Annotated in this window: 27 protein-coding genes; 13 read left to right on the forward strand and 14 right to left on the reverse strand. The window is 66.8% G+C overall.

What is annotated here, in order from left to right:
• Positions 1 to 3 precede the first annotated feature (3 nt).
• Entirely contained in the window at positions 4 to 1512 is a 1509-nt protein-coding gene (locus tag P2T60_RS03215) for a phytoene desaturase family protein (protein WP_382209905.1), read from the reverse strand.
• 111 nt (positions 1513 to 1623) lie between these two features.
• On the opposite strand from P2T60_RS03215, the gene P2T60_RS03220 reads away from it, so the two are divergent.
• The gene (locus P2T60_RS03220; protein ID WP_276281122.1) at positions 1624 to 1932 is read left to right on the forward strand and encodes a hypothetical protein; all 309 of its coding nucleotides are present in this window, start codon (positions 1624 to 1626) and stop codon (positions 1930 to 1932) included.
• On the opposite strand, the gene P2T60_RS03225 is transcribed toward P2T60_RS03220, so the two are convergent.
• The 3 genes from P2T60_RS03225 to btuC all read right to left on the reverse strand — a co-directional run bounded on the left by P2T60_RS03225 (position 1929) and on the right by btuC (position 5731).
• Positions 1929 to 2648: a class I SAM-dependent methyltransferase gene (locus P2T60_RS03225; RefSeq protein WP_276281123.1), complete on the reverse strand. Its 720-nt coding sequence runs from the start codon at positions 2646 to 2648 to the stop codon at positions 1929 to 1931. The genes P2T60_RS03220 and P2T60_RS03225 overlap by 4 nt on opposite strands.
• An 80-nt stretch (positions 2649 to 2728) precedes the next feature.
• Positions 2729 to 3994, reverse strand: a complete 1266-nt coding sequence (locus tag P2T60_RS03230; RefSeq protein ID WP_382210408.1) for a heme ABC transporter ATP-binding protein — start codon at positions 3992 to 3994, stop codon at positions 2729 to 2731.
• A 636-nt stretch (positions 3995 to 4630) separates the two neighbouring features.
• A complete protein-coding gene (gene btuC, locus P2T60_RS03235; RefSeq protein WP_276281125.1) occupies positions 4631 to 5731 on the reverse strand; it encodes a vitamin B12 ABC transporter permease BtuC in 1101 nt (366 codons plus the stop codon).
• 61 nt (positions 5732 to 5792) lie between these two features.
• Here btuC and P2T60_RS03240 point away from each other — a divergent pair, with 61 nt between their 5' ends.
• The 3 genes from P2T60_RS03240 (at position 5793) to P2T60_RS03250 (ending at position 7528) form a co-directional block, all read left to right on the forward strand.
• Positions 5793 to 6941: a PGF-CTERM-anchored ABC transporter substrate-binding protein gene (locus P2T60_RS03240; RefSeq protein ID WP_276281126.1), complete on the forward strand. Its 1149-nt coding sequence runs from the start codon at positions 5793 to 5795 to the stop codon at positions 6939 to 6941.
• Positions 6942 to 7013: 72 nt separating this feature from the next.
• A complete protein-coding gene (gene srp19 / locus P2T60_RS03245; RefSeq protein WP_276281127.1) occupies positions 7014 to 7295 on the forward strand; it encodes a signal recognition particle subunit SRP19 in 282 nt (93 codons plus the stop codon).
• 5 nt (positions 7296 to 7300) lie between these two features.
• Entirely contained in the window at positions 7301 to 7528 is a 228-nt protein-coding gene (locus P2T60_RS03250; RefSeq protein ID WP_276281128.1) for an H/ACA ribonucleoprotein complex subunit GAR1, read from the forward strand.
• A gap of 54 nt (positions 7529 to 7582) precedes the next feature.
• On the opposite strand, the gene P2T60_RS03255 is transcribed toward P2T60_RS03250, so the two are convergent.
• A complete protein-coding gene (locus P2T60_RS03255) occupies positions 7583 to 7900 on the reverse strand; it encodes a hypothetical protein (RefSeq protein WP_276281129.1) in 318 nt (105 codons plus the stop codon).
• 173 nt (positions 7901 to 8073) lie between these two features.
• Here P2T60_RS03255 and P2T60_RS03260 point away from each other — a divergent pair, with 173 nt between their 5' ends.
• Positions 8074 to 9105 carry a presenilin family intramembrane aspartyl protease PSH gene (locus tag P2T60_RS03260; RefSeq protein ID WP_276281130.1) on the forward strand — a complete coding sequence of 344 codons (1032 nt, stop codon included), beginning with the start codon at positions 8074 to 8076 and terminating at the stop codon, positions 9103 to 9105.
• 337 nt (positions 9106 to 9442) lie between these two features.
• Here the strand turns inward: P2T60_RS03260 and P2T60_RS03265 are convergent, their stop codons facing one another.
• Positions 9443 to 10441 carry an ornithine cyclodeaminase family protein gene (locus P2T60_RS03265; protein WP_276281131.1) on the reverse strand — a complete coding sequence of 333 codons (999 nt, stop codon included), beginning with the start codon at positions 10439 to 10441 and terminating at the stop codon, positions 9443 to 9445.
• A 322-nt stretch (positions 10442 to 10763) separates the two neighbouring features.
• On the opposite strand from P2T60_RS03265, the gene P2T60_RS03270 reads away from it, so the two are divergent.
• Positions 10764 to 12113, forward strand: coding sequence for a DEAD/DEAH box helicase (locus P2T60_RS03270; protein ID WP_276281132.1), 1350 nt, complete (start codon positions 10764 to 10766; stop codon positions 12111 to 12113).
• A 13-nt stretch (positions 12114 to 12126) separates the two neighbouring features.
• On the opposite strand, the gene P2T60_RS03275 is transcribed toward P2T60_RS03270, so the two are convergent.
• Positions 12127 to 12573, reverse strand: a complete 447-nt coding sequence (locus P2T60_RS03275) for a hypothetical protein (RefSeq protein WP_276281133.1) — start codon at positions 12571 to 12573, stop codon at positions 12127 to 12129.
• A gap of 77 nt (positions 12574 to 12650) precedes the next feature.
• On the opposite strand from P2T60_RS03275, the gene P2T60_RS03280 reads away from it, so the two are divergent.
• On the forward strand, positions 12651 to 14162 hold the full coding sequence (locus P2T60_RS03280; protein WP_276281134.1) for a DUF790 family protein: 1512 nt from the start codon (positions 12651 to 12653) through the stop codon (positions 14160 to 14162).
• A 6-nt stretch (positions 14163 to 14168) separates the two neighbouring features.
• Here P2T60_RS03280 and P2T60_RS03285 read toward each other — a convergent pair whose 3' ends face one another.
• The 3 genes from P2T60_RS03285 to P2T60_RS03295 are packed head-to-tail and all read right to left on the reverse strand — an operon-like array spanning position 14169 to position 16169.
• On the reverse strand, positions 14169 to 14702 hold the full coding sequence (locus tag P2T60_RS03285; RefSeq protein WP_276281135.1) for a CAP domain-containing protein: 534 nt from the start codon (positions 14700 to 14702) through the stop codon (positions 14169 to 14171).
• Positions 14703 to 14748: 46 nt separating this feature from the next.
• The gene (locus tag P2T60_RS03290; protein WP_276281136.1) at positions 14749 to 15264 is read right to left on the reverse strand and encodes a DUF7122 family protein; all 516 of its coding nucleotides are present in this window, start codon (positions 15262 to 15264) and stop codon (positions 14749 to 14751) included.
• The gene (locus P2T60_RS03295; protein ID WP_276281137.1) at positions 15261 to 16169 is read right to left on the reverse strand and encodes an RsmB/NOP family class I SAM-dependent RNA methyltransferase; all 909 of its coding nucleotides are present in this window, start codon (positions 16167 to 16169) and stop codon (positions 15261 to 15263) included. The genes P2T60_RS03290 and P2T60_RS03295 overlap by 4 nt, the downstream gene beginning before the upstream one ends.
• A gap of 177 nt (positions 16170 to 16346) precedes the next feature.
• Between P2T60_RS03295 and P2T60_RS03300 the strand changes: the two genes are divergently transcribed.
• The 4 genes from P2T60_RS03300 (at position 16347) to P2T60_RS03315 (ending at position 18763) form a co-directional block, all read left to right on the forward strand.
• Complete coding sequence (locus P2T60_RS03300) at positions 16347 to 16748, forward strand: hypothetical protein (protein WP_276281138.1); 402 nt, start codon at positions 16347 to 16349, stop codon at positions 16746 to 16748.
• 55 nt (positions 16749 to 16803) lie between these two features.
• Positions 16804 to 17082 (forward strand): hypothetical protein, encoded by a 279-nt coding sequence (locus P2T60_RS03305; RefSeq protein ID WP_276281139.1) that lies wholly within the window; start codon positions 16804 to 16806, stop codon positions 17080 to 17082.
• 395 nt (positions 17083 to 17477) lie between these two features.
• A complete protein-coding gene (locus P2T60_RS03310) occupies positions 17478 to 18224 on the forward strand; it encodes a proteasome assembly chaperone family protein (protein ID WP_276281140.1) in 747 nt (248 codons plus the stop codon).
• A 386-nt stretch (positions 18225 to 18610) separates the two neighbouring features.
• On the forward strand, positions 18611 to 18763 hold the full coding sequence (locus tag P2T60_RS03315; protein ID WP_276281141.1) for a hypothetical protein: 153 nt from the start codon (positions 18611 to 18613) through the stop codon (positions 18761 to 18763).
• A 251-nt stretch (positions 18764 to 19014) separates the two neighbouring features.
• Here P2T60_RS03315 and P2T60_RS03320 read toward each other — a convergent pair whose 3' ends face one another.
• Complete coding sequence (locus tag P2T60_RS03320; protein WP_276281142.1) at positions 19015 to 20385, reverse strand: geranylgeranyl reductase family protein; 1371 nt, start codon at positions 20383 to 20385, stop codon at positions 19015 to 19017.
• Between the two features lie 119 nt (positions 20386 to 20504).
• On the opposite strand from P2T60_RS03320, the gene P2T60_RS03325 reads away from it, so the two are divergent.
• Positions 20505 to 20837, forward strand: a complete 333-nt coding sequence (locus P2T60_RS03325; RefSeq protein ID WP_276281143.1) for a 2Fe-2S iron-sulfur cluster-binding protein — start codon at positions 20505 to 20507, stop codon at positions 20835 to 20837.
• A gap of 10 nt (positions 20838 to 20847) precedes the next feature.
• On the opposite strand, the gene P2T60_RS03330 is transcribed toward P2T60_RS03325, so the two are convergent.
• The 3 genes from P2T60_RS03330 to P2T60_RS03340 form a co-directional block, all read right to left on the reverse strand.
• Complete coding sequence (locus P2T60_RS03330; protein ID WP_276281144.1) at positions 20848 to 21660, reverse strand: AAC(3) family N-acetyltransferase; 813 nt, start codon at positions 21658 to 21660, stop codon at positions 20848 to 20850.
• Between the two features lies 1 nt (position 21661).
• Complete coding sequence (locus P2T60_RS03335) at positions 21662 to 22255, reverse strand: flavin reductase family protein (protein WP_276281145.1); 594 nt, start codon at positions 22253 to 22255, stop codon at positions 21662 to 21664.
• 72 nt (positions 22256 to 22327) lie between these two features.
• The gene (locus P2T60_RS03340) at positions 22328 to 23509 is read right to left on the reverse strand and encodes an MBL fold metallo-hydrolase (protein WP_276281146.1); all 1182 of its coding nucleotides are present in this window, start codon (positions 23507 to 23509) and stop codon (positions 22328 to 22330) included.
• 31 nt (positions 23510 to 23540) lie between these two features.
• Between P2T60_RS03340 and P2T60_RS03345 the strand changes: the two genes are divergently transcribed.
• Positions 23541 to 23771: a hypothetical protein gene (locus tag P2T60_RS03345; RefSeq protein ID WP_276281147.1), complete on the forward strand. Its 231-nt coding sequence runs from the start codon at positions 23541 to 23543 to the stop codon at positions 23769 to 23771.
• Positions 23772 to 24050 lie beyond the last annotated feature (279 nt).

The raw sequence follows: 24050 nt of genomic DNA on the forward strand, positions 1-24050 counted from the left end.
ACGCTACTCGCCGTAGTCCTCCACCACGGCGTCGGCGGTGTGCTGGCCGCTGATGAGACACATCGGCACGCCGATACCGGGCGTGGTGAACGACCCCGTGAAGTACAACCCCGGCACCTCCGACGAGCGGTGGCCCGGACGGAGCGGCCCGGTCTGGCGGAGCGTGTGGGCGAGTCCGAGCGCGGTGCCCTCGATGGAGTTGTAGCGGTCGGCGAAGTCCGAGACGCAGAACCGCTCTTCGACCACGATGCGGTCCCGGAGGTCAACGCCGGTGTTCTCGGCGATGTCGTCCAACACGAGGTCCCGGTAGCGTTCGCGGGTCGCGGGACCGTCGTCGAGTCCGGGCGCGATTGGCACCAGCGCGAACAGGTTGCTGTGGCCCTCCGGCGCGACCGAATCGTCGGTCTCGCTCGGCACGCAGAGGTAGTACGCCGGGTCGTCGGGCCACGCCGGAGCCTCGAAAATCTCGTCGAAGTGGTCGTTCCAGTCCGAGGGGAGGACGAGCGTGTGGTGTGCGAGGGGGTCAACGTCGCCCTCAACGCCGAGGTAGAGCAGGAACGCCGAGGGCGCGTAGGTCCGCGATTTCCAGTAGTCGGCGTCGTACTGGCGGCTCTGGGGTGGGAGCAGTTCCTGTTCGGTGTGGGCGTAGTCGGCGTCGCTGACCACGAAGTCGGCCCGCAAAAAGCCATCAGCGGTTTCCACGCGGAAGTTCCCCGCCGACCCGAGGATGGACTCGACTTCGCTGTCGGTCCGGAACTCGACGCCCAACTCTCTGCTCATCTCCACGATGCCGTCCACGACGCCGCCCATCCCCTCTTCGGGGTAGTGGACGCCGAGGTTGAAGTCCACGTGGCTCATCAGGTTGTAGAGCGCGGGCGTGTTCTTGGGCGACCCGCCGAGGAAGACGAGGGTGTACTGCATTATCTGCTGGAGTTTGGGGTGGTCGAAGTACTCCTCGACGTGGCCCTGCATCGACCCGAGGAAGGTCAGGCCGCGGGCGTGCCTGAACACGTCCAAGTCCACGTAGTCGCGGAACCGGGGCCGGTCGGTGTAGACGAAGTGTTCCATCCCGATTTCGTAGGTCTCCTCGGCCTCCTCGAGGTAGGCGTCGAGGGCCGCGCCCGCGCCGGGTTCGTACTCCTCGAAGGTGGCCTTGGTCTCCTCGCGGTCGGCCGTGACGGTCACGTCGTCGCCGTCCTTGAAGAAAATCTTGTAGTGGGGGTCGAGGTGTTCCAGTTCGTAGTAGTCGTCGGGACGCCGACCGAAGTGACCGAAGAACCGCTCGAACACGTCGGGCATCAGATACCACGACGGTCCCATGTCGAATCTGAAACCGTCGCGTTCGAGGACGCTCGCCCGGCCGCCCAACTGGTCGTTCTTCTCTACGACAGTCACGTCCGCGCCCGCGTCGGCGAGGTAGCAAGCGGTCGAGAGACCGCCGAAGCCACTCCCGACGACGACGACTGACCGGTCGGCGAGGTTCATGTCGGTGTCTGAGTGCGCGAGCGACATAAATCGACGGACCGCTGTCCCCGACGGTCGTGTCGGTTCACGATTACGTAATCTCCGGGACCTATCACCGGTACACTTATATCTAACTCGTTACCCTGTTGGAAATAGGAGATGAACCCTGCGAAGTTCACCCTCCTTTTGGGTGTCGGTCTGCTCGCGTTCCTGTTCGTGGTGTCCCTCTACGTCGTCTGGACTCGCATCGTGGGACTGGACCCCACGCTCGCCCAGCGGTGCGCGAGGCTCTCGCGGCCCGCTCGGATGGGCATCGCGCTGGTCTCGGGCGTCGTCCTCGGCACCGCGAGTCTGGCCGCGCCCACCGTCGGGGTGGGTATCGCCGGGATGTCGCTACTCGCGGCCAGCACGTTCGCGGCGCTGATGCTGTTCGAGTTGGCCCAACAGCGCGAGCGCGCCACGACTTAGATTTTCTCAAGTGCGACCCGGTAGTGGGGCGCGTTCTCGTCGGACCCGTATCTGACTTCGGTGACTTCCCAACCAGTGCCGACGGTGGCCTCGCGGACCTTCTCGGGACCGAACAACCGGAACAGGAGGGTCTCGCCCACGTCGTCGTCGTACTCGAAGGTCATCACGCGCGAGGCCAGACCCGGCGTCGGGTCCTCGCGGTAGCCCAGCATCTCCTCGGGGACGATTCGCTCGGGGTCGTAGCAGTCGGTCACCGCAGTCGCGTCGGGCGTCGTGACGTGCGCGAGGTCCCCGAGGAACCGCCGGAGACCGGCTATCGACCCCGCGAGTCCCAACTGCGTGCCGATTGCGAGCGCCGACCGGAACCGGTCGCGGTCGAACTGCTCGCGGAGCGCGAACATGTCGCCCTCGCGGGCGTCTTCGACGCCGCGCTCGCGCATCGTCCGCACGAGGTGGTCGCTGACCTCGATTGGGACCGTCTCGAACTGCTCTTGAAAGTACAGGGCGTGGCGGCCCGCGCCCGCCCCGAGGTCGAGTAGCGGGCCGTCGAGACGGGATTCGAGCCACCGGTCGGCGTCGCTCTCGCCGGTGAACTCGGTGAAGTAGAACCCCTCTATCGGGTGTTCGCGGGCCTGCTCGCCGTCGCGCTGAATCAGCGGGTCGTCGCGCTCGCCGCGGTGGTGGTCGAGGACGGCGCGACCGAACGGGTCGGACATGGCCGAAACGTCCGGAGCGAAGTGGAAAAGCGTTCGTGAGGCGTGGTATCGAATAGCGCCCGGCGGCACGCGCTCGCCTCTCACTCCGCGCGGGGAGGCGGCGACTCGTCGCTCGCGGCCACCGCCTCGACGACCGCCGACAGCAGGTCGTCGGGACCGACGACCCGCCCGCGCTCGCAGAGTTCGCCGTAGAGGGCGGCGGCCTCGCTCCCGGCGTAGTTGCGCTCGTCGAACGGTCGTTCCTCGACCACGACCATCGAGTCGGCCTCGCGCGCGGCGCGGAGGTTGGCGAGATTGCCCGCGCCGACTTCCACGTCACCGAGGACCGTCGCGTCGGCCTCCCGGACACGGGACTCGACTTCGCGCCGGGCGGCGTCGCCGACCGGCGCGAACGGTTCTTCGGTCACGGCGTCGAGTCCGAGCGACCGGGCGGTTTCGAGGTCCGAGTCGCCCTCGTTGAGCGCGCCGACCGACACCTCGTAGCCCGCGGCCGACAGCAGATAGAGCAGTCGTGAGACGGTGCCCCCGCCGCCGACGACGTGGACCCGGCCCTCCCGGTCGCTCGCGCGTTCGGGCAGGGCCGTCACGTAGGTCGAACCCGTGACGGGGTGGCTGGAGACCACCGCCCGCGTGTCGAACGCCGCTTCGAGGTGGTCCTCCGCGAGGACCGCCTCGGGGTCGCCGCTGGCTCGAATCCCGCCGCCCGCGAGCAGGCGGAGTTCGTCGCAGTAGTGGGCCGCGAGGTTCAGGTCGTGGATGGCGGCGACGACGGTCTTGCCGTCGTCGTCCACCAGTTCGCGGACGAGTTCGAGCGTCCGGACTTGGTGGTTGATGTCGAGGCTGGCGGTGGGTTCGTCCAACAGGAGCGCGGGCGCGTCCTGTGCCAGCGCGCGCGCCAGCAGGACCCGCTGGCGCTCGCCGCCCGAGACGGCCGCGATGGAGCGGTCGGCGAGGTGTCCGACCTCGGTACGCTCCATCGCGGCCCGAACCCGCTCGCGGTCGGCGTCGTCGCCGGTCGGCCCGCTGAACCGCGTCCTGTAGGGGTGGCGGCCCATCGCCACGACTTCCTCGACCGGGAAGTCGAACGAGAGCGTGGTGTCTTGGGGCACGACCGCGACCCGCCGACTCGCCTCCCTCGAAGAGAGCGCGGACACGGGGTCGCCGTCGAGTTCGACAACGCCAGAGTTAGGTTTAAGAACGCCGTGGATTGCTCTGAGCAACGTAGTCTTGCCCGCGCCGTTAGGTCCGACGAGTCCGACGAACCGGCCGTCCCGGATTTCGGTGTTCACGCCGTCGAGAATCGGGTTGCCGCCGAGTTCGACCGTGACGTTATCGAGGCGTATCATGTCTTGGTCGTCGCTGGTGTTCTTGGGGTCGTCTTCCCCCTCGTTTTTGCGGTTTCCGTGGCTGTCGTGGTCGTTGCCGTGGTCGTCGTCGTGGTCGTTGTTGCGGTTGTCGGGTTCGTGGTTGTCGTCGTTGCTGTTTTTGCTGTTTTTGCTGTTTTTGTGGTCGCCGGAGCCGTCTCTGCGGTCTCTGCGGTCGGCGTCGTCGGAGTTGACGGTTCGGGAAGCCCTCTCCCGGTCGCTCTGCACCGCGACAGCAACCGCGGTAGCCGTCGTGGCGAAGGCTCAGAAAGCCCCCGCCCGGTCGCGGTCGCTCAGCGGGATATTCTCCGCTCGCTGACGCTCGCTCCGGATAGTGCCCGCTGAGGCGACCACGTAAACGCGACCGGGCGGCCCCTTTCGGTCCACCCGAACGGAGGCTAGCGTCACCGAGCGCGACCGGTGGACCGTCGGCCGAGCGCGGGGGCCTCGTCCTCCCCGACCGACTGCGCGTCTCGGTCGTCGCTCCCTCCGGTCGCTTCTCCCTGCGATGCTCGTCCCCTCGCGCGGAGGCGGTGCGGCGACGAGACGCCGCACCAGCGCGCGCCGGGAGGTGATGGTCGGCGGGGCGGTTCCGGCGGGACGTATCGAAATCCCGGCTCACAGCGCGTGTACCTCCCGCGTTCGGAGCAGGTAGAGGAAGAACGGCGCGCCGAGGAACGCGGTCACGATGCCGACCGGCAACTCCGCCGCGCCCGACCGGGCCACCGTGTCCGTGGCGACGAGGAACGTCGCGCCCGCCAGCGCCGAAGTCGGCAGGAGGATGCGGTGGTCCGGGCCGACCAGCAGGCGCATGACGTGGGGGACCACCAGACCGACGAAGCCGATGACCCCCGACACCGCCACCGCCGCGCCCGTCATCACGCTGGCGACCCCCAGAAGGAGGCGCTTGGTGCGCTCTACCTCCACCCCGAGCGCGTGGGCGTCCTCCTCGCCGAGCAGGAGGACGTTCAGGTCTCGCGCGTACGCGAGCAGAACCGCGAACCCGACGAGCGCGACCGGGAGAACCAGTCGCACGTCCTCCCACGACGCCAGATGGAGGTGGCCCATCAGCCAGTAGACCGCCCGGCGAAGGCTCTCGCCGCTGTGAAGCAACAGGAACGACACCACCGCCCCGAGGAACGTCTGGACCGCCACGCCCGCCAGCAGGAGGGTGGCGACCGGCGTCCGACCGTCCTCGGTGGCGAGCAGGTAGACGCCGAACGCGGCCGCCACCGCCCCGAGGAACGCCGCCGTCGGGAGCGCGAAGGGGACCGCGAACGGGAGCGCGATGGTCGCCACCGCGCCCACCGCCGCGCCCGACGAGACCCCGATGATGGAGGGGTCGGCCATCGGGTTCCGGAAGAACCCCTGCATCACGACCCCCGCCGTCGAGAGCGCGAGACCGACGACCGCACCGAGCGCGATTCGGGGCAGACGGAGCGTCATCACGATGGTCTCGGCGGTGTCGGGCACCGTGAAGTCGAACACCGGCGCGAACGCCACCGACGGCGCGGGCGTCGTGAGCGCCACCCCCGCGACTCGGAGCGTCCGGTGAGTGAGTCCGACGCCAGCGGGCACCGCGAGCGCGTTCAACAGCACCTTCCCGACCACGAGGTAGTCGAGCGCCACCGGGCCAACCGTCGCGCTGGCGACCACGACGACCCCCAACGCGGCGGCTAACCCTGCCGACCACCCGACGACTCGCGTACGCTGGCGCATCGTGTGAAAGCCAGATTGCTTTAGGTAAATACTTATTGGATACGCTTGGAGATGGGAGTGCATGAGACAGAAAGCGACGAGTCTGTTCGCGGTACTGCTGTTGCTCGCGGCCGGTGTCGCCCCCGTGGGGGCAGTCGTTGGGACTGGCGTCGAAGCCAGCGCGGTGCAGTCGAACTGTTCGTTCCCCGTCACGGCGACCGACGCGACGGGAACCGAAGTCACGGTCGAGCAAAAACCCGAGAACGTCGTCACCCTCGGACCGAGCGAGGCCCAGACGATGTGGGAAATCGGCGGCAAGTCCCAAGTCGTCGGTCTCACGAAGTACGCCTCGTACCTCGACGGGTCGGACTCCCGAACCAACGTCTCGGGTGCTGGCCGGTCGTACGTCAACGTCGAGAAAGTCGTCGCCGAGGACCCCGGTATCGTCCTCGCGGCAAACATCGTCTCGAACGAGACGGTCCAGAAGCTCCGTGACGCGGGCCTGACGGTCTACAAGTTCGAGAAGGCGAAGTCCCTCGAAGACATCTACGCCAAGACGACGCTCGTGGGCGAACTCACGGGCAACTGCGAGGGCGCGTCAGAGACGCTCTCGTGGATGAAAGACCGCATCTCGACGGTCCGTAGCGCCGTCGAAGGCTCCGACGCCCCGCGCGTGTTCGTCTCGCAGGGGGCCGGGTGGACCGCCGGAGAGAACACCTTCATCAACCGGATGGTCGAACTCGCTGGCGGCAACAACGTCGCCGTCGAAGCCAACGTCTCGGGCTACGGAAAGATTAGCGAGGAGGTCATCGTCGCCCAGAACCCCGAGTGGATTGTCCAACTCGGCGCGTTCGGCGCGTACCCCAAGACCGACGCCTACAACGGCACCGACGCGGTGAAGAACGGACGGGTCATGACGGTCAGCAACCAGAACGTCAGCCAACCCGCCCCGCGGGTCGTCTACGCCATCGTGAAGATGGCCGAGGCGTTCCACCCCGACGCCTTCGCCGCGGCGAACGCGACGACCACGGCGTCCGAAACCACGACGACCCAACCGACGGAATCGACCACGGAGAGCGCACCCGAGACGACCACCGAGGGTGCGATGGAAGGAGACTCGACCGAGACGACCACCGACGCCGAGGATTCGACCGGCGGAACTCCCGGCTTCGGCGTCCCCGTGGCGCTCGCGGCGCTCGCGGGCGCGGCGATGCTCGCACGGCGTCGTTGACGACGCTCTCGCCCGCTCGCTCGCCTCGCTCTTTTCCTAACTTGTTTAATGGCCGGGGCGAGACGTTGACGTATGGTCGAGAAAGTTCTGTGGCCTGCGTACTTCGACGCGGCGAAGAGTCGCAACGAGGGACGCCGGGTGGCCTCCGAGATGGCCGTCGATGAGCCGACGGTAGACGAAATCGCGCAGGCAGTTCAGCAGGTGGGCTACGACGCGATAATCGAACGCGACAAGGCCTACTCGCGGGAGAACTGGAACGAGCGTGGTCGCGTGCTGGTCCAGAACGCCGACGACTCCTCGAAGAACGACCTGATTCAAGCAGTCGCGGCCTACGTCGCAGCACTGCGGGACTGATGGCGATGCAGAAACTCGGCGATGTCGTCCGGACCGCCCAAGGTCTCGCCGTCGTCCGGTGTCCCGACGACGAACCCCCGGACGTGGGCACCGAGGCGGTGAACGAACAACTGAACGCCGTGGGCCGGGTCGTGGACGTGTTCGGCCCGGTTTCGCGCCCCTACGTCGCCGTCTCGCCGGACGAGGGGGTCGCGCTCGCGCCGCTACTCGGGTCGAAACTCTACGCGCGGTAGGCTGGGGTCGTCCAGAACACTCGCGTTCGTCGCGGGCACTATTTTCGTGCTACGCTACTCGCACCGCCGCCAGTCGTCGGCGTCGTCGAGGCGCGAGCGCTTGGACTCCACGTCGTCTTTCGCCGCGCCGTAGAACCGCTGGCGGCCGACCGGCGTCCGGACGCCGAGGACGACGGTGTGGTCGGTCACGTCGTAGACCGCCAGCGTCCGACCCGAGGTGACGTGTTCCCACTCCGCCACCAGCGTCGCGTCCGAAACGACCTGCGACCCCAGTTCCCAACTGAGGCGGTTCAGGGCGGGTACGGTGAACGGGACGGCACCGGGGAGGCGAGCGGACTCCGGCGACCGCCCTCTCGCTCCGTGACTTGACATACCATCTCACGGGAAGGCCACTACAAAAAGCGTATCGGTTACTTCCCGGATAAAAGCCGCGAGGAGACGCGCGGAATTTACTCGGATTCGGGTGGTCGCGCTTCGGCCGACCGTCGGTTCGGGAGCGACGGGAGACCACAACCCCAAAGGCCGCGGGGTGCCACGCCTCCGACATGGAGACTCGAACGCGTGCGTTCGCGGCCCTCGGGTTGACCGTCGGGATGTTTCTGTTGGTCCAACTCGGCGCGCTGGCGCTGGTCGAGCCGTTTCAGCAGGCGGGCTACCAGCAGGTAGAGAACCCCTCCGACCCGACGAACAGTCTGGTGTACGTCGGGGCGGTGCTGGTCCTGACCGGAGTGATGCTCCTCATCATCAAATTCGACGTGCAGTGGTTGCTCCGCGGTGCGCTCATCTTCACCAGCGGACTGCTCTCGTGGTACGTCTTCTCGGTCGTGGTACCCGACTGGGTGGTCGTGGAGGCGGGAGGCGCACCCCTCAACGTGGTCGCGCTGGCCGCCGCGGGCGTCGTCGCGTTGGCGCTTGCGGTCCACCCCGAGTGGTACGTCATCGACGCCGCGGGCGTCCTGATGGGCGCTGGCGCGGCGGGACTGTTCGGCATCAGTTTCGGCCTGCTCCCGGCAATCCTGCTGTTGACGGTGCTGGCGGTGTACGACGCCATCAGCGTCTACGGCACCGAACACATGCTGACGCTGGCCTCGGGCGTGATGGACCTCAAAATTCCGGTCATCCTCGTGATTCCGATGAGCCTCTCGTACTCGTTTCTCGACGACGAGGGGATGGCCGACGACGCGGGCGGCGAACCGGACGCCAGTGCCGCCGACGGCGGAGAACCGGCGGCGGACGCCGATGGGACTCCGGAGACGGACGCGGAGGCCGAGCGCCCAGAGATGGGCGAGCGCGACGTGTTCTTCATCGGTCTCGGCGACGCCGTGATGCCGACGGTGATGGTCGCCAGCGCCGCGTTCTTCGCGCCCGCCGAACCGCTGGTCTCGGGTCTCGCACTGAACCTGCCCGCGTTGACCTCGATGATTGGTACCATCGCGGGCCTGCTGGTCCTGCTCTGGATGGTGATGAAGGGTCGGGCGCACGCGGGACTCCCGCTTCTGAACGGCGGCGCGATTGGCGGGTATCTGGTCGGTGCGCTGGCGAGCGGGATGACGTTGGTGCAGGCGTTGGGACTGTAACCGCGACTCTTCTCGGTCCGCGCTTCGTCACGATTGCGGTGGGCGCGTTTCGCCCGTGATATGCCATCACAAGTGATTTGCGAGGCTCTGTCAACCCATAAACGAGACGACATACTCAAGTGTGAGTAAATATTTTGTAGAGATATGCAGTGGCAACATCCCCGAAACATGACCGACGTAGAGCGCAAGAAACACGAGACGAAGGCGGGCACCAACTCGTCGTTCATCGCGGCCGTGATGATTGCGGCCTGAGAACGGTGACTCGCTCGTTCGACTCTCCCTTTCTCCGAATTCCGTCCCGACGAGTCGCTCGACTACTCGTCGGCGAACGACCGGCCTACTTCCCCGTGAGCGCCTCGCTCGCCGGTGCGAGCGAGATGTCCGACCCGAGTCCGTCCTCGGTCGCCTTCTCGTAGAGCATGTGGGCCGCGGCCACCGTCTCGATGCCGGTGCCGCCGCTGTCGAAGACCGTGATTTCGTCGTCGGACTCGCGGCCCGGCGCTTGCCCGGCGACGACTTCGCCGAGTTCGGCGTGAACGTGGTCCTCCGAGACTACGCCCTCGTCGCGCGCCGCGATGAACGACCCGGCGTCCTGCGTGACTCGCTCGCGGAGGTCGGGGACGTACTTCGCGCGCTCGACGGTCGTGGCGTCGAGTTCGCGCTTGTTTGGGTGGTACTGACCCATCGCGGTGACGTGGGTGCCGCCCGCGAGCAGGTCGCCGTCGAAGACGGGTTCGCTCGCGGTCGTGGCGGTAATCACGATGTCGGCCTCCTCGACTGCGGCGGCGCTGGAGGCGACGGCGGCGACCGAGGGGTCCAACTGCTCGTTCATCTCGCCAGCGAACGCCTCCCGACTCTCCTTGGTGGGCGAGTAGACCCAGACGCTTTCGAGGTCCCGGACCGTCGCCGTCGCGCGGAGTTGCCCGCGGGCCTGCGAACCAGCGCCGATGACCGCGAGCGTCTCGGCGTCCTCGCGGGCAAGCGCGTCCACGCCCACCGCGCCCGCCGCGCCGGTCTTGAAGGGGTTCATGCTCGCGCCGTCGAGGAGCGCGAGCGGTTCGCCAGACTCGGCGTCGAACAGCGGCGCGACGAACCACGCGTCCGTCTCGCCGAACCCGGCGGCGTACATGTACCCGCCCATCGCGCCGGTCTCGGGCAGGACCGCCGAGTAGTCGGTGAGCATCCCCGGCGGTTCCTCGTTGGTGAGTTTCGCACGGGGTCGGGCCGGAGCGCCCTCCCCGCGCTGGCGGTAGCCCTCGCGGACCGCCTCGACGTACTCCGCGGGCGTCGCCAATCCGGAAATCTCCTCGCTCGTCAGAAACACTGCGTCCGTCATGGCCGGGACAACACAGTCCAGCCTCAAAACCGTTGAGGCACCGGCGTCGAAAGTTCGAGACGGATGCTCGGAAGGTTCGTCCCGTGACGTATCCAGTCGCCGCGACGACTGCACGGAAGCGGTCCCGAAGAGTCCCCGCGCGCTCGCCACCGCCACGTCGCTTCGGTCGTCGGCGCGGAGCGCCGACGCACGTCCGGAGGAAGTCAGACAACTAGAAACAATTCTTAAAAATATCAATAAGCGTCTTTAACAATTCTATAGAATGCCAAAGCCCGCGCGACACGTCGCTTAAGGCGACGGAGAACCGAGAGACTACCGACACGTGCCCGACGCGACCCTCACCTTCGAGGACGGGACCGTCCGGGTCGAGACGGCCCCCGAAACGACGCTCGACCCGCCCCACACCGAGACCGACGCCCGGTCGAAGACCCGGAGAGCGCCCGCCTTCCGGTACGCCGCCCTGCGCCGGTGGTTGGACGAGCGAGCGGTCGACTACGAGGATTCGGTCCTCGACGCGCCCGACCTACCCAACGTCGCTTCGACCTACGAACTCCGGGAGTACCAGCACGATGCGCTCTCGGCGTGGCAGGACGCCGGACGCCGCGGGGTGTTGGAACTCCCGACCGGGAGCGGCAAGACCGTCATCGGCCTGAAAGCCATCGAGGACCTCCAGACGGCGACAATCGTCGTTGTTCCCACCATCGACCTGCTGGAGCAGTGGCGCCGCGAGTTGGAAGCCGAGTTCGGCGTCCCCGTCGGGCAGTTGGGCGGCGGCGAGCAGACCGTCGAGGCGCTGACCGTCTCGACCTACGACTCGGCGTACCTGCGGGCCGACGAGTTGGGCGACCGGTTCGGACTCGCCGTCTTCGACGAGGTGCATCACCTCGGCGGCGAGGGCTACCGGGACATCGCCCGACTGCTCACCGCGCCCGCCCGGATGGGCCTGACCGCGACGTTCGAGCGACCCGACGGCGCACACGAGGTAGTCGCCGAACTCGTGGGCGGGAAGGTCTACGCCATCGACCCCGACGAACTCGCCGGCGACCACCTCGCGCCCTACGACATCAAGCGCCTCGAAGTCGAGTTGACCCCCGAGGAACGCGAGCGCTACGAGGCCGCAAACGAGGTGTTCACGAACTACCTCGCCAAATCCAACATTCGGATGCGAAGCGGGAGCGACTATCAGGAACTCGTCAAGCGCTCGGGGTCCGACCCCGAGGCGCGCGAGGCACTGCTCGCCAAGCAACGCGCCCGCGAGGTGATGATGAACAGCGACGCGAAGGTGGATGCGCTCGAAGCCATCCTCGACGACCACCGCCACGACCGAATCATCGTCTTCACGGCGCACAACGACCTCGTGTACCGCCTCTCGGAACGATTCTTGCTCCCTGCCATCACCCACCAGACCGGCGCGGCCGAGCGCAGGGAAATCTTGGGCCGGTTCCGCGAGGGCGACTACTCGCGGGTCGTCACCTCGAACGTCTTGGACGAGGGCGTGGACGTGCCCGACGCCAACGTCGCGGTCCTCCTCTCGGGAAGCGGGAGCGAACGCGAGTTCACCCAGCGACTCGGACGAATCCTCCGACCGAAGGACGACGACCGACCGGCACTGCTCTACGAAGTCGTCAGCGCGGAAACCGCCGAGGAACGGGTGGCCGAGCGTCGGCGGTGAGAACCGCCGACGCTCAGGGCCGGAAGTCAACTTCGATGTTTCCGCCTCGGGCGAACTGCCGGTAGGCAACGTCGAACGACAGCGTGACCGTCTTCGTCTCGCCCGCGGGCACGGTGACTTCCCGCGACTCGCGGGCCGCAACCGTGTCGTCGCCGTCGTCGGTTTCGGTCTCGCTCTCTCCGGTCGCGTTATCGCTGGTTTCGGTCCCGGTGGTCGGTTCGCTGGCGGTCACGGTGACGTAGACGTGGCCGGTCCCCTCGGCGTCTCCGGCGTTTTTCACCGTCACCGTCACGACCAGATTCCCCGACTCGTCCTCCCGAAAGTCGAACCCCTCCTTCGAGAGGTCCGCCGACGGTCCCGACTCCGCGTCTCCGCTTCCCCCCGAACATCCCGCGAGCGACCCGAGACCCGCAGTCGTCCCGACGGCCAGACACTTCCGGAGCGCGTCGCGTCTGCGCATAGCCCAGAGTCCGAGGCCAGCGAAATGAGTCTTCTGTCTTCCGACGATTTTTGTACGCGCCCCCCTTCCCTCCGGATATGCTCACGAAGGACCTGTTGCGCGTTTCCAGAGCGGGCGGGGGCTACCATCCCCAGTTCGCTGGCCGGAGACACCGGCCGCTGGCCGCGCGGGTCCTCGGCACGTATCAGGGACACGTCGGCGAACCCCGCGAGAGACTCGACGCCGCGCTCTCGGACCTCGAAGGCGAGGCCGACCACTTCAAACTCGTCCGCGGGTTCGCCAAACTCCTCGAACGCGAGGCCCTCTTCGAGACCCGCGCCGAGGTCCCGCCCGAGCGCGCACGCCGAGCCGCGTTCGAGACCGCCGAGGAAGTCGGCGTCGTCTCCGAGTCCGAACGCGCCGAGGCCCTCACGACCGCAAGCCAGCGACTCGCGGCGAACGCCGACCCCGAGTCCGTCGCCGACTCGCTCTACGCCGACTTGGACGAGCGACAGGTCCTCACCGAGTTCGACGCTCGGTGGAGTCCCGACGAACTGCTCGCCCAGTACAACCTCTCGCTGGCCCAAACCGCGCTCTTCGACGCCACCGAGGTCCGGGTCCGCACCTCCGACCCGAAGGCGCTCGTCTCGGCGGTCAAGCGCCTGCGCCTGCTGTACGAGATTCGTAAGACTGGCGCGGGCAGGGAAGTCGTCGTCACCGGTCCGGACGCCCTCTTTCGCTCGACCCGGCGCTACGGCACCCGGTTCGCGCGCCTGCTCCGAACCGTCGCCAAGGCCGACGAGTGGACCCTCTCGGCGACCGTGGACGACTACGGCACCGAGCGCACCCTTTCTCTGTCCGACGACGACCCCGTGGCGGTTCCCGGTACCGAACCGGTCGCGGACGTGAGCTTCGACAGCGGCGTCGAGGCCGACTTCGCCGCCCGGTTCGAGTCGCTGGATTTAGACTGGGACCTCACCCGCGAACCCGAACCCCTCGAAACCGGCGCTCGGGTCATGATTCCGGACTTCGCGTTCGACTACGAACACGCCGACTTCCGGGTCTTCTTCGAGATAATGGGCTTCTGGACGCCCGAGTACGTCGAGAAGAAACTCGGCCAGTTGGAGACCGTGGAAGATGTCGAGATGCTGGTCGCGGTGGACGAGAGTCTCGGCGTCGGCGAAGACATCGAGGCCCGCGACCACCGAGCGATTTCCTACTCGGGGACGATTCGGCTCAAGGAGGTTCGGGACGCCCTCCGGCGCTACGAGGAGGAGTTAGTCGCCGAGAGCGCCGCGGACCTCCCCGACGAACTCGTCCCCGAGGCCGACGTGACTACGCTAGCGTCTCTCGCCCGCGCGCGAGGCGTCAGCGAAGACGCCATCGAGGGTCAGTCGTTCCCCGACCACGAGCGCGTGGGTCGGACGCTCGTCCGGCCCGCCGTCCTCGCGGCCCTCGCCGACGAAATCGAGACCGGGATGACGTTCGCGGACGCCGAAGACGCCCTCGCGGACCGCGGCGTCGAGGACGCCAGCGCGGTCCTCTCGGAACTCGGCTACGCCGTCGAGTGGGAGGGGTTGAGCGGCGGCACCGTGGTCGAGAAGTCCTGACCCGTCTCAGCAGTAGCATTGGGCCGCGTAGACCAGCGTCCGACCCCCGGCGTCCGTGCCGACGGCCGCGCCGGTCCCCTGCGCGTCCCACACGTCCCAGAACGCGAGTTCCTTCTTCTCGGGACTGGCCAGCAGGCGGTCGAACAGTCTCCGGGCCACTTCCGCTTCGGTGTACGACCCCGAGTCGAACCCGATTTTGAACAGGACGGCGTTGCCGACCCGCGGCCCGTCTGAGTCCGCCGGGACGCCGCCACACGAGTAGTCGAACTTCCGGTAGCGGTCGGCCAGCGTCTCGCCGTCGGGCGAGGTCATCCGGAGGTACGAGTCGTCCAGCATGTCCTCGGCGTGGTAGCGCGCGACTTTCACCAGTTTCTCGTCGGTGGCGAAGTAGCCCACGCCGCGGTCGGTCCGGGCCTCGTTCACGTAGTCGCGCAGGTGGTCGGCTATCGCCGTCCGGTCCAGTTTCGGCCCGAGCAGGCGTCCGCTACACCCCGCGACCGCACCGGAGCAGGCGGTCGCCAAGAACGCGCGGCGGTTCATACCGGCCCTTCGAAGGAGGGGTACAAAATATCGGGGATTCGGTAGTTCAGAGGTCGCGCTGGCGACCCTTCGGCACCGGACTCCGGAGTTCGTCGTGGACGTAGAGACCGACGCCGAGGGGTTCGCGGCCGCCCGCGAGTTCGTGGACCGCGACGAGATACCCCCAGTCGCCGTCCCAGTCGATTTCTTGGTCCTCGCCCCGGACGAACCGACGGGCCTGTTCGCGGGTGAGTTCGATGACGTTCGTACTCGCCTCGCGGCCGAACCGCTGGACCGCGTTGGTCGTCGGTTTCCAGTGTTCTTGGCGAGTCCGGAGGAACTTCATCCCGAGGGCTTCGATGCGGAGCGGCGACGACACGTCGCCGCGGAGAATCCAGATTTTGCCCTTGCCCTTTTCCCAGAAGGTGTACCCCTCGAAGGTCTCGGGCGGAATTGCGAACCGCTGGTCCCACCACTCGACGACCTCCTCGCGGGTCGCCCGGCCTTCGACCTCCCGGTCGTCGGCGGTGGCGGGCAGGCGGTCGAACTGCTGGCCGTCGTTCGTGGGAGCGTCTTCGGTCATCCCTCCACCTCCAGTTTCGCGCAGAAGAACCCGCCGGTGTCGTTGTGGTGGGGGTAGAAGCGTCTGGCCTTCCGGACGCTTTCGTGGTAGGACTCGCCGTCGAACTCGGTGACGCCGGGCCGGGAGTCCAGCGGGATGTCGAACTCCACGAGTCGGCAGTCCTCGGTTTCGAGGGCGTAGTCGAGGACGGCCTCGTTCTCCTCGGGCGCGAAGGTGCAGGTCGAGTAGACCACGGTGCCGCCCTCGCGGGTGGCTTGGACCGCGCGCCGGAGGATGCCCTTCTGGACCCCGGCGATGCTCCGAACGTGGTCTATCGACCACTCGTCCAGCGTGGTCGGGTTCTTCCGGATGGTCCCCTCGCACGAGCAGGGCACGTCCACGAGGGCCTTGTCGAAGGCGTCGAAGTCGAAGGGCTTGAGCGAGAAGTTCCGCGAGTCGCTGTTCGTGACCGCGGTGTTCGTCACGCCGAGTCGCTCGGTGTTGAACCGCAGGGCCGAGAGGCGACCGAGGTTGTTGTCGTTGGCGACGACGAGTCCCGCGTCGTCCATCAGCGCGGCGAGTTGGGTCGTCTTGCTCCCCGGCGCGGCGCAGGCGTCCCAGACGCGCTCGCCGGACTCGGGCGCGAGGACTTCGGCCGGAATCGCCGAGACTTCCTCTTGGCCGTGAATCCACCCGTGGTACGACGCCCACGTGCTACCGGGGTTGTCGGTGTCCAACTCCAGCACGGTGTCGGACCACTCGCGGCCGGTCCAGTCGATTCCGTCCTCGTCCAGCGCCGCCTTCGCTCGCTCCGGGGTCGCCTTGATGGTGTTGACCCGAACGACCGAGGGGAGCGGGCGCTGGCACGCGTCGAGGAAGGCGTCGAAGTCCTCGACCAGCGGTTCGTAGCGCTCCAGTTTCTCCATTGGCGGGGAGTTGGCGCGAGCGGCGTTTGTGGGTTTCGGAAGGCCGACGATAGGGCGTACTGGCGAGCAGAAAAATAATATGGTCGAGGAGAATCAGCAATCGTACAAATGGATGAACCAAATTGGGCAAAAGTAATCGAATACCTGTATCAAGACCCGGAAACGGTCAAACATCGAATGGCAGAAATTGAGGGACACGGACTCGTAGAAGAGACGGAACTCTCTGAGGACGAAGTGGAAAAATCACTACAGTTTTTAGAGCGTCAGGAGCTGGTTTCGAGGAAGCCAACGAACAAGACGGTCCCTGACGAGGCAGAATCTGTCGAAGAAGTAGCGGAAAGCATGGGGTGGGAAATAAAACTAACAGAAGAAGGTTTTCAGGTAGCACACGAGAGAGAAATAGCCAAGAGAGAAGATGATAGAAACGTTGCTATCGTGCTACTAACCTTTCTTTTAGCTGGAACGTCTGCGGTTCGTACAATGGAGCCAATTATCGGTGAAGATTCTCTCACGTTGTTTGCGATATTGGTCTTTTCTGTATTTCTCGGAGTTATTTGGAAGACAGACTTTACATGGTAAGCCAAACTGAACGTTGGCCCCAGAGATTACCCGTGCATCTCTCGTCGTCTCTCTCATGGCAAACGCGAACGCACCCGACGACGTGGACTGGGACGACGCGGCGCGCATGGAACTCGAACCCGACGCCATCCACGAGAACGACGACGGCTACTACTTCGACTGCCCCGAATGCGGGTCCCCGGCGACCATCGAGAACATCATCGAGAAGGGCCGGTGCAACGGCTACCTGAACGAACAGGTCGAGGGCATCGACTTCGACGTGAAGAACATCTCGTGTTCGGCCCGCCTCCAACTCGAACTGGCGTACACCGCCGACCCCGAATCCGAGACGTAGCGCGCGACGGGCGACCGAACCACCGGCCGTGCTCGGCCGACCAACCGACAGGGGTGGATGAAAGGGGCCGCCCGCTCGCGGGCCGATAGGCCCGTGGTCGTCTCAGCGACCCCTATCCGAGCGAACGAAGTGAGCCGAAGATATGTCGGTGAGCGACCGCGAGCGGGCGGGGGCTTTCTGGGCCTTCGTCGCAGATTTTGCGGTTACGGTGGCAGGACGTAGCGAGCGGGCGCGGGGATTTCTGAGCCTTCGTCGCAGATTTTGCGGTTACGGTGGCAGTGCGTAGCGACCGGCGGGGGCTTGCGAGGTGTTCCTCGTCGGTTCGGAACGAACCGACTCCGTTCGAGACCCCTAGCGCCCCCGACCTTTAAGCAATCACTGCCCCATCTTCCGGCATGGCAAGCGTCACGATACACGACGAGGACGTAGCGCTGACCGAACCGACGCTGGTCGAGGGACTGCCCGGCGTCGGACTGGTCGGCAAAATCGCGGCCGACCACATCGTCGGGACGCTGGACATGACCTACTACGCCAGCATCGACTGCGAGGGCCTGCCCCGAATTTCGGTCTACGAGGAGGGGAGTCGGGACCTCCGACCGCCGGTCCGCCTCTACGCCGACGAGAGTCGGGACCTCGTGGCGCTCCAGAGCGACGTGCCGGTGTCGGCGTCGGCGGCGTCGGAGTTCGCCTCCTGCGTCACGGAGTGGGTCGCCGACCACGACGGCACGCCAATCTACATGAGCGGCCTGCCAAAGCAGAAGGAGGCCGACCAAATCCCGTCGCTCTACGGCGTGGCGACCGGCGCGGCGGGGGACCGACTCGACGACGAGGACATCGACGCGCCGACCGAACGCGGCGCGGTCAGCGGTCCCACGGGCGCGCTCCTGCACGAGGCGGGCGCGCGGGGTCTCGACGCGTTCGGTCTCGTCGTGGAGAGCGACCCGAAGTTCCCCGACCCGGAGGCCGCCCGCATCCTCATCGACCACGGCATCGCGCCGCTGGCGGGCGTCGAAGTCGGGACCGACGACCTCGTGGACCGCGCCGAGGAAATCAGCGAGCAGAAAGAGCAACTGGCCCAGCGCATGCAGGAGGCCGAGACCGACGAGAGTTCGCAGGCCCAACCGTTGCGGATGTTCCAATAGTACCTTTTTACGTCGTCGGGTGGCCGCAGGCCGTTCGGCCTGCGGCCACCGCTCCTCGCAAAAAGCTACGCTAAAAACGTCCGCTCGCTTCGCTCGCGGCGAAACGGCGCTTCGCGCCGTACGCTGGTGGGTGGTGTGGAACGGTCGGCCGCTCGGAGTGTTGGATGGGTGCGCGGCAGGCGACGGTGGACCGCCGCGGTTCCGCCGACGGCGGGACCGCGGAAACGTAGCTCATCCTTTCACAAACAAAATCCTTTCCTTTAGAAATCTATATAGTTCTCTAATCAACTAAATCCTGTCCGGCCTGCAAGCCCGTCGCGGCGCGTCGGTCGCCGACGCGCCGCGACTTCATTAGACCTAACTCGGCCGGGCGCGTTTTTGCGGGTATGACCGACCTCGAAGACGCGGTTTCGGAGTTCCTGAGCGAAGCGGACACGGTGTACAGCGAGTACGACAAGGGGTACATGAACGCCGACGTTGCGCTGGACCGCTTGGAGAGCCACGTCGAAGACCTGCGAGAGCAAGCGGAGTCGGAGTAGCCCCAACCGGGCGCTGAACGCCGACGCCAACGATTTCTGCGGTTCGCACCGGCAACTACTGCGGTTCGCACCAGCAACCTCCGCGGTTCGCACCAGCAGTTCTACCGCGAGCGAACGAACGTGAGCGAGCGGACCAAGGAGGACCAGAACGAACGAAGTGAGTGGCGGGACGACCGCCGTGTTTTTGGTCGAGCTTTTACCAGCGACGGAATCCGCCGCAGGCGGATTCCGGAGCGCAGTAAAAGGTCGTTTCAGTACTTCGGGTCCGCGCCGGTCGTCGCGTAGATGTCGTCCATGATGGAGTCGCGCTCGCGTTGCCACGCCTCCAGACCCTGCGGGCGACTCGGATACTTCCCGTAGTGGTCGATGAGGTCGTCTGCGAGGTTCTTCGTCTCGTAGAGGTCGTAGATGAGGTCCCAGTGGCCGAACGACTTGATTGCGGTCTGAATCTTGAGCCACCACCCGACGTTCGCACTGCCCGAGTAGAGCGCCTCGGCGAGTTTGCTCGCCGGGAGCGCACCCAGTAGACCCATCAGGTCGTCCACGTCCACCGCGGTCGAGAAGATGTTGTACACGTCGAGACCCGCGTAGCGCGCGCCGAAGTGGTCCATCACGCGCCGGTTGTACTCCCAGAGGTTGGCCTCGCCCACGTCGCCGTCCTCGATGGCGTCGATGGCGGCCTCGGCCGCGTACTTGCCCGCGTAGGCCGCGCCAGCGATGCCTCCTCCCGTCGTCGGGTTGACGTGGCCCGCGGCGTCGCCGACCGCCATGAATCCCGGCGCAGTCGCCGAGTCGTAGGGCCGTCGCGTGGGCAGGGCCGCGCCGAGTTTGTCCTCGACCGTCGCGTTCTCGAACTCCGGCCGACGCCGGAGGTCCCGCTTGAGGTCTTCGACCAGTTTCATCGGTTCCTCGTTCATCTGGAAGCCGAGTCCGGCGTTGATTTCGGTGTCCGTGCGCGGGAAGTACCAGAGGTAGCCCGCGGCCCGCTTGGTGGGTTTGAACACCAGAGCGTCGTCCCACGGCACCGGCTCTTCGACCTCCACGATTTCGCGGTAGGCCGAGCAGAACTGGGAGTAGGTGACGTTGGTGTCGAAGGTGGGGTCTTCGAGGTCGGCCTTGTCCTGTAGAATCGACAGCGACCCCGCGGCGTCCACCACCACGTCGGCGCTGTACCGGTGGATGTTGCCCTTGCGCTTGCCCCGAACGCCGGTCACGCGGCCGTCTTCGCGCTGGGTCACGTCCTTGACCACCGTGTCGTAGTGGAACTCGACGCCCGCGCGCTCCGCGCCTTCGATGATGCGCCGACCGTATTCCCACCGGTCGATGACCGCCAACTCGCCGGGCACCGGAATCTCCAGCACCGTGTTCTCTTGAGGAATCTCGAACCGGCCGTGGTCTACCCCCGTGTTGGTGAACGACGGTTCGAGTTGGGACTTCGGGATGGCCTCGGGGAAGGCGTCCGCGCCCTTCAGGGCGTCACCGCAGGCGATGTGGCCCGCTTCCTCCTCGGTCTTTCGCTCCACTACGACGACATCGTATCCTTCGCGTGCGGCGGTCGCGGCGGCGTAACAACCGGCCGTCCCCGCCCCGACGACGACGATGTCGCACTCGTGCGTAGCCATGCATTCGGCTACGAGACGGAGGGGGCAAAACTCTTTATACGCGAAGCGGCATCCTGTCGACGCACGGGGGACAGCCCCGGCGATAAAGAGTAAAGTGCGGGAGTTTCGTAGCACGAGGCATGACCGAGTACACCGTCGAGTTCGTCGGCACGGGCGAGAGCATCGAAGTCTCGGACAAAGAGACCATCCTGAGCAAGTGCATCGAGGAGGGCGTCGCACAGGAGTACTCCTGTCGCGTCGGGATGTGTCTGGCTTGCTCGGCCGAAATCGTGGAGGGCGACGTGACCCAACCCGCGGCCCGCGGCCTGACCGACGAGGAGGCCGAGGAGTACGCCCTGACCTGCATGGCCCGACCCAACAGCGACCTCGTGTTGGACCGGGGGAAGTACCCGCCGAGCATCGAGGACGACGCTACGGCGATGGAGAACGAAGCGGCGGCCGCCGACGACTGATACCCGAACGCTACTCCCGATTCTGCTCGAACCACTCCGCCCCGTAGTCCACGAGCGCTCGCTGGGAGACGAGTTTCGCGTCCGCCATGCCGACCTGTCCCCGAGTGACCGCCTCCGGGTGGTCGTCCTCGAAGTCCGCGCCCGCGTCGGCGAAGTCGTCGGCGTCGTACGCGAGGTGTTCGAGCGTAATCGTCTCTTTCTCGCCGTCGTCGTCGAGAACCGTCGTGGTGTGGGTCGCAATTTCCTGCTGGCGGTCGGCGCGATGCTCCGCGAGGTGGAGCGAGGTGTTGGTGTCGTGGCCGGTGCCGAGCATGAGGATGGTGCCGTCGCGGTCGTAGACCGCCGCGAGCGGCGACTCCTCGCCGAGTCCGTCGTCGTAACTGTGGTCGGCGACGATTTCCTCGGCGTCCGCGCCCCACGCCGCGAACGAGTAGGCCGGGTGGCGACTCCGAATCGCGTCGGGATACGTCCGGAAGCACTCCGGAATCGCGCCGACGCTCCGCGTCGGCGTCACTTCGGGCCGGTAGGCCGGGCGCTCGGACCGAATCACGTCCTCCCAGTCGTCGGGGACCGGCGGGTTCTCCCACCGGGAGGGGTCGGTGTACTGGGCCGAGTGGGTCGGCATCACCAGTGTTCCCTCCGTCGTGACCGCCTCCATCAGCGCGTCCACGACCGCGGGTTGCCCGGCCGTGACCCACCCGAGCGACGACAGCGACGAGTGGACCAGCAGGGTGTCGCCGGGTTCGACGCCGAGGTCGGCGAGGTCGCTCTCGATTCGGTCGGGCGTTACCGGGTGGTCGGTGCGCTCTATGCGTTCTTCCATGTTAGGGTGGTCGCTCCAGCGAGAACCGGTCGGCCGTCGTCGCGTAGAGACTCCCCGACAGACGGCCCACCGCGTCCAATTTCTCCACGTCCAACTTCCCGTCGGTGGTCACCTCGTCGGCGACGTGGACCCACTCGACTTCGCCGAGGACCATCGTGGACCCACCCACGTCTACCATCTCGGAGAGCGAACACTCGAAGGCGACGGGCGACTCGGCCACCCTCGGGGGCGTGACCGTGCGCGAGTCCGCCCGCGTGAGGTCCGCGCGGTCGAACTCGCTCTCGCCCGCGGGGAGGGTTGCGGCGGTTTCGTTCATCGCTTCGGCGACGGACTCGGTGACGACGTTGACGACGAACTCCCCGGTGGCACGGACGTTCCGGGGGGTATCTTTCAGGCCCTCGGGCGACCCGTCGTCGTCCACGGGCGCGAACATCACCGTCGGCGGGTCGATAGCGACGACGTTGAAAAAGCTGTAGGGCGCGAGGTTGTCCACGCCGTCGGGGTCGGTGGTCGAGACCCACGCGATGGGCCGGGGGACGACCGCACCCGCGAGCGTTCGGTAGAGCGAGGGCACCTCGTCGGGGTCGATTTCCATACCGTCGGAAGGTGGTACGCCGGGGAAGGGCTTGCGGTCGCGGCGAGCGACGGAACGAGGGCGACTCGTCGGTCAGTCGTCGGCCGCCACCGCGCAGTTGTTCGGGCCGAGTTCCATCTCGAAGGCCGTCTCGTCGTCCAGCGACTCCCGGCCGAGGTTTACCGGGATGATGTCCTCGTAGTTGGCGGGTCGCGGCGGGAGCGAGTCCAGCACCCGGTCCACGAACGCCGACTTCTCGTCGGGGATGCGGAGTCGGTCGCGCACGGCGGCGATTCCGGCGGTGTACGTGTCGTTCTCGTCGGGGTTCGGCGCGCTCTCGGGCGTCCGGTGGCCGGGCGCGACCAGCGTCTCGTCGGGGAGCGCGAGCAGTCGGTCTCGGAGGGTGTCGTAGAGGGTGCCCGCGAGGTCGCGGGCACCCTCGTCGCCGCGTTCGAGGTCCGGGCGGCCGAAACTGTCGGTGAACAGCGCGTCGCCGGAGAACAGCACGTCGCCGAGGCGGAGCGCGGTCAGTTCGGTGGTGTGGCCGGGCGCGGCGAGGGCGGTCAGCGCGACTTCGCCCATGCGAATCTCGTCGCCGTCTCCGAGCAGGGTCGCGTCGTAGGCGAGACCGCGGTCGGCCGCGCCCGCGGGCAGGACTGCGCGCGCGCCCGCCTCGCTGGCGAGTCGCCGGACGCCCGAGAGGTGGTCGGCGTGAACGTGGGTGTCGATGGCGACGGTCAGGTCTACACCGCGGGCCTCTGCGTCGGCGACGTAGCGGTCGGCGAACGCCCGCAAGGGGTCTACGACCGCGGCCTCGTCGCCGGAGACGACCAGATACGAGAGGCACCCGCTGGCGGGCCGGTCGTACTGGAGGACGGTGGTATCGTCGGGCGCGCCGGGGACCTCGCGCGGGACGTAGACCCGCGCCCACCCTTCCATCCCCTCGGCGAGGTTCCGGGCGTCGATTCCCTGCTCGCGGAGGTCGGCGGCGACGGTGGCACTGACCTCCCCGCGGGGGCACACCGCCACGACGGGTTCGCCGAGACCGAGGTCCGCGACGAACGCCGAGAGGTCGCCGCGGGCCTTCGCCGCCATGAACTCGGCGTAGGTGATTTGGGTTGCTTCGACGCTCTCGCCGGTGATGCGCCACGCCTCGAACTCGTCGCGGTTGCGCACGTCGAGCAGGGTCACGCGCTCGCCGCGCCGGATTCGGTCGTGGAGGTCCTCGGCCGAGACGGACGGTGCGTCTGGGGTTTCCGCGCTCTCGTCGGACATGCGCGGGGGTACGGCGCGAGGGAAGAAAACGATGTGGCAGGCCGACGAGGGACGACTCCCCTTGCCGTTTCGCCTCTCCACCCCGGCGCGTGCGGGCACGACCCTCGTGGTCGCGCCCATCCGCACGAGGTCGTCCGGAGCGAAGCGACGGACTGCTCGTCGGAACTCGCTTCCGACGGTGTCGTCGGCGCTGTGCGCCGACTGCTCGGCAGACGCGGATTGTCTGCCGGTGGACGAGCGAGTACCCGAAGGGTACGAGTGAGCGAGTCGGTTGGGGAGGGTGTGGTCCGCGGTGGCGGTGCGGTGGCGGTCTTCATCGGTGTCGGCGATACTGCTGTTCGCGGTGGCAGTTGCGGTGCGGCGGCGGTTGCGGTGCGGTTGCGGTCTGAGTGGCTCAAGCCTGAAGCTACCACTCCGAAACCCCGTTCACGGTCACGATGAACGGCGGTCCGACCGACCGCGACATCGTTCCGGACGTTCCACGCCGGCAATCACGAGATTGTCTAAAGAATGGAAGATATTTTTCTAACATATTCAAATA

The sequence above is a fragment of the Halorussus caseinilyticus genome (assembly GCF_029338395.1).
Lineage (GTDB): Archaea > Halobacteriota > Halobacteria > Halobacteriales > Haladaptataceae > Halorussus > Halorussus caseinilyticus.

What these genes read in the sequence shown, in the direction of transcription:
- P2T60_RS03240 (WP_276281126.1), top strand. Translation starts at nt 5,793, where the DNA reads ATGAGACAGAAAGCGACGAGTCTGTTCGCGGTACTGCTGTTGCTCGCG.
- P2T60_RS03335 (WP_276281145.1), bottom strand. Translation starts at nt 22,255, where the DNA reads ATGGAAATCGACCCCGACGAGGTGCCCTCGCTCTACCGAACGCTCGCG.
- P2T60_RS03220 (WP_276281122.1), top strand. Translation starts at nt 1,624, where the DNA reads ATGAACCCTGCGAAGTTCACCCTCCTTTTGGGTGTCGGTCTGCTCGCG.
- P2T60_RS03325 (WP_276281143.1), top strand. Translation starts at nt 20,505, where the DNA reads ATGACCGAGTACACCGTCGAGTTCGTCGGCACGGGCGAGAGCATCGAA.
- P2T60_RS03305 (WP_276281139.1), top strand. Translation starts at nt 16,804, where the DNA reads ATGGCAAACGCGAACGCACCCGACGACGTGGACTGGGACGACGCGGCG.
- P2T60_RS03290 (WP_276281136.1), bottom strand. Translation starts at nt 15,264, where the DNA reads ATGACCGAAGACGCTCCCACGAACGACGGCCAGCAGTTCGACCGCCTG.
- P2T60_RS03250 (WP_276281128.1), top strand. Translation starts at nt 7,301, where the DNA reads ATGCAGAAACTCGGCGATGTCGTCCGGACCGCCCAAGGTCTCGCCGTC.
- P2T60_RS03300 (WP_276281138.1), top strand. Translation starts at nt 16,347, where the DNA reads ATGGCAGAAATTGAGGGACACGGACTCGTAGAAGAGACGGAACTCTCT.
- P2T60_RS03285 (WP_276281135.1), bottom strand. Translation starts at nt 14,702, where the DNA reads ATGAACCGCCGCGCGTTCTTGGCGACCGCCTGCTCCGGTGCGGTCGCG.
- P2T60_RS03280 (WP_276281134.1), top strand. Translation starts at nt 12,651, where the DNA reads ATGCTCACGAAGGACCTGTTGCGCGTTTCCAGAGCGGGCGGGGGCTAC.
- P2T60_RS03330 (WP_276281144.1), bottom strand. Translation starts at nt 21,660, where the DNA reads ATGGAAGAACGCATAGAGCGCACCGACCACCCGGTAACGCCCGACCGA.
- P2T60_RS03340 (WP_276281146.1), bottom strand. Translation starts at nt 23,509, where the DNA reads ATGTCCGACGAGAGCGCGGAAACCCCAGACGCACCGTCCGTCTCGGCC.
- P2T60_RS03260 (WP_276281130.1), top strand. Translation starts at nt 8,074, where the DNA reads ATGGAGACTCGAACGCGTGCGTTCGCGGCCCTCGGGTTGACCGTCGGG.
- P2T60_RS03265 (WP_276281131.1), bottom strand. Translation starts at nt 10,441, where the DNA reads ATGACGGACGCAGTGTTTCTGACGAGCGAGGAGATTTCCGGATTGGCG.
- srp19 (WP_276281127.1), top strand. Translation starts at nt 7,014, where the DNA reads ATGGTCGAGAAAGTTCTGTGGCCTGCGTACTTCGACGCGGCGAAGAGT.
- P2T60_RS03255 (WP_276281129.1), bottom strand. Translation starts at nt 7,900, where the DNA reads ATGTCAAGTCACGGAGCGAGAGGGCGGTCGCCGGAGTCCGCTCGCCTC.
- P2T60_RS03230 (WP_382210408.1), bottom strand. Translation starts at nt 3,994, where the DNA reads ATGATACGCCTCGATAACGTCACGGTCGAACTCGGCGGCAACCCGATT.
- P2T60_RS03275 (WP_276281133.1), bottom strand. Translation starts at nt 12,573, where the DNA reads ATGCGCAGACGCGACGCGCTCCGGAAGTGTCTGGCCGTCGGGACGACT.
- P2T60_RS03315 (WP_276281141.1), top strand. Translation starts at nt 18,611, where the DNA reads ATGACCGACCTCGAAGACGCGGTTTCGGAGTTCCTGAGCGAAGCGGAC.
- P2T60_RS03345 (WP_276281147.1), top strand. Translation starts at nt 23,541, where the DNA reads ATGTGGCAGGCCGACGAGGGACGACTCCCCTTGCCGTTTCGCCTCTCC.
- P2T60_RS03225 (WP_276281123.1), bottom strand. Translation starts at nt 2,648, where the DNA reads ATGTCCGACCCGTTCGGTCGCGCCGTCCTCGACCACCACCGCGGCGAG.
- P2T60_RS03310 (WP_276281140.1), top strand. Translation starts at nt 17,478, where the DNA reads ATGGCAAGCGTCACGATACACGACGAGGACGTAGCGCTGACCGAACCG.
- P2T60_RS03295 (WP_276281137.1), bottom strand. Translation starts at nt 16,169, where the DNA reads ATGGAGAAACTGGAGCGCTACGAACCGCTGGTCGAGGACTTCGACGCC.
- P2T60_RS03215 (WP_382209905.1), bottom strand. Translation starts at nt 1,512, where the DNA reads ATGTCGCTCGCGCACTCAGACACCGACATGAACCTCGCCGACCGGTCA.
- btuC (WP_276281125.1), bottom strand. Translation starts at nt 5,731, where the DNA reads ATGCGCCAGCGTACGCGAGTCGTCGGGTGGTCGGCAGGGTTAGCCGCC.
- P2T60_RS03320 (WP_276281142.1), bottom strand. Translation starts at nt 20,385, where the DNA reads ATGGCTACGCACGAGTGCGACATCGTCGTCGTCGGGGCGGGGACGGCC.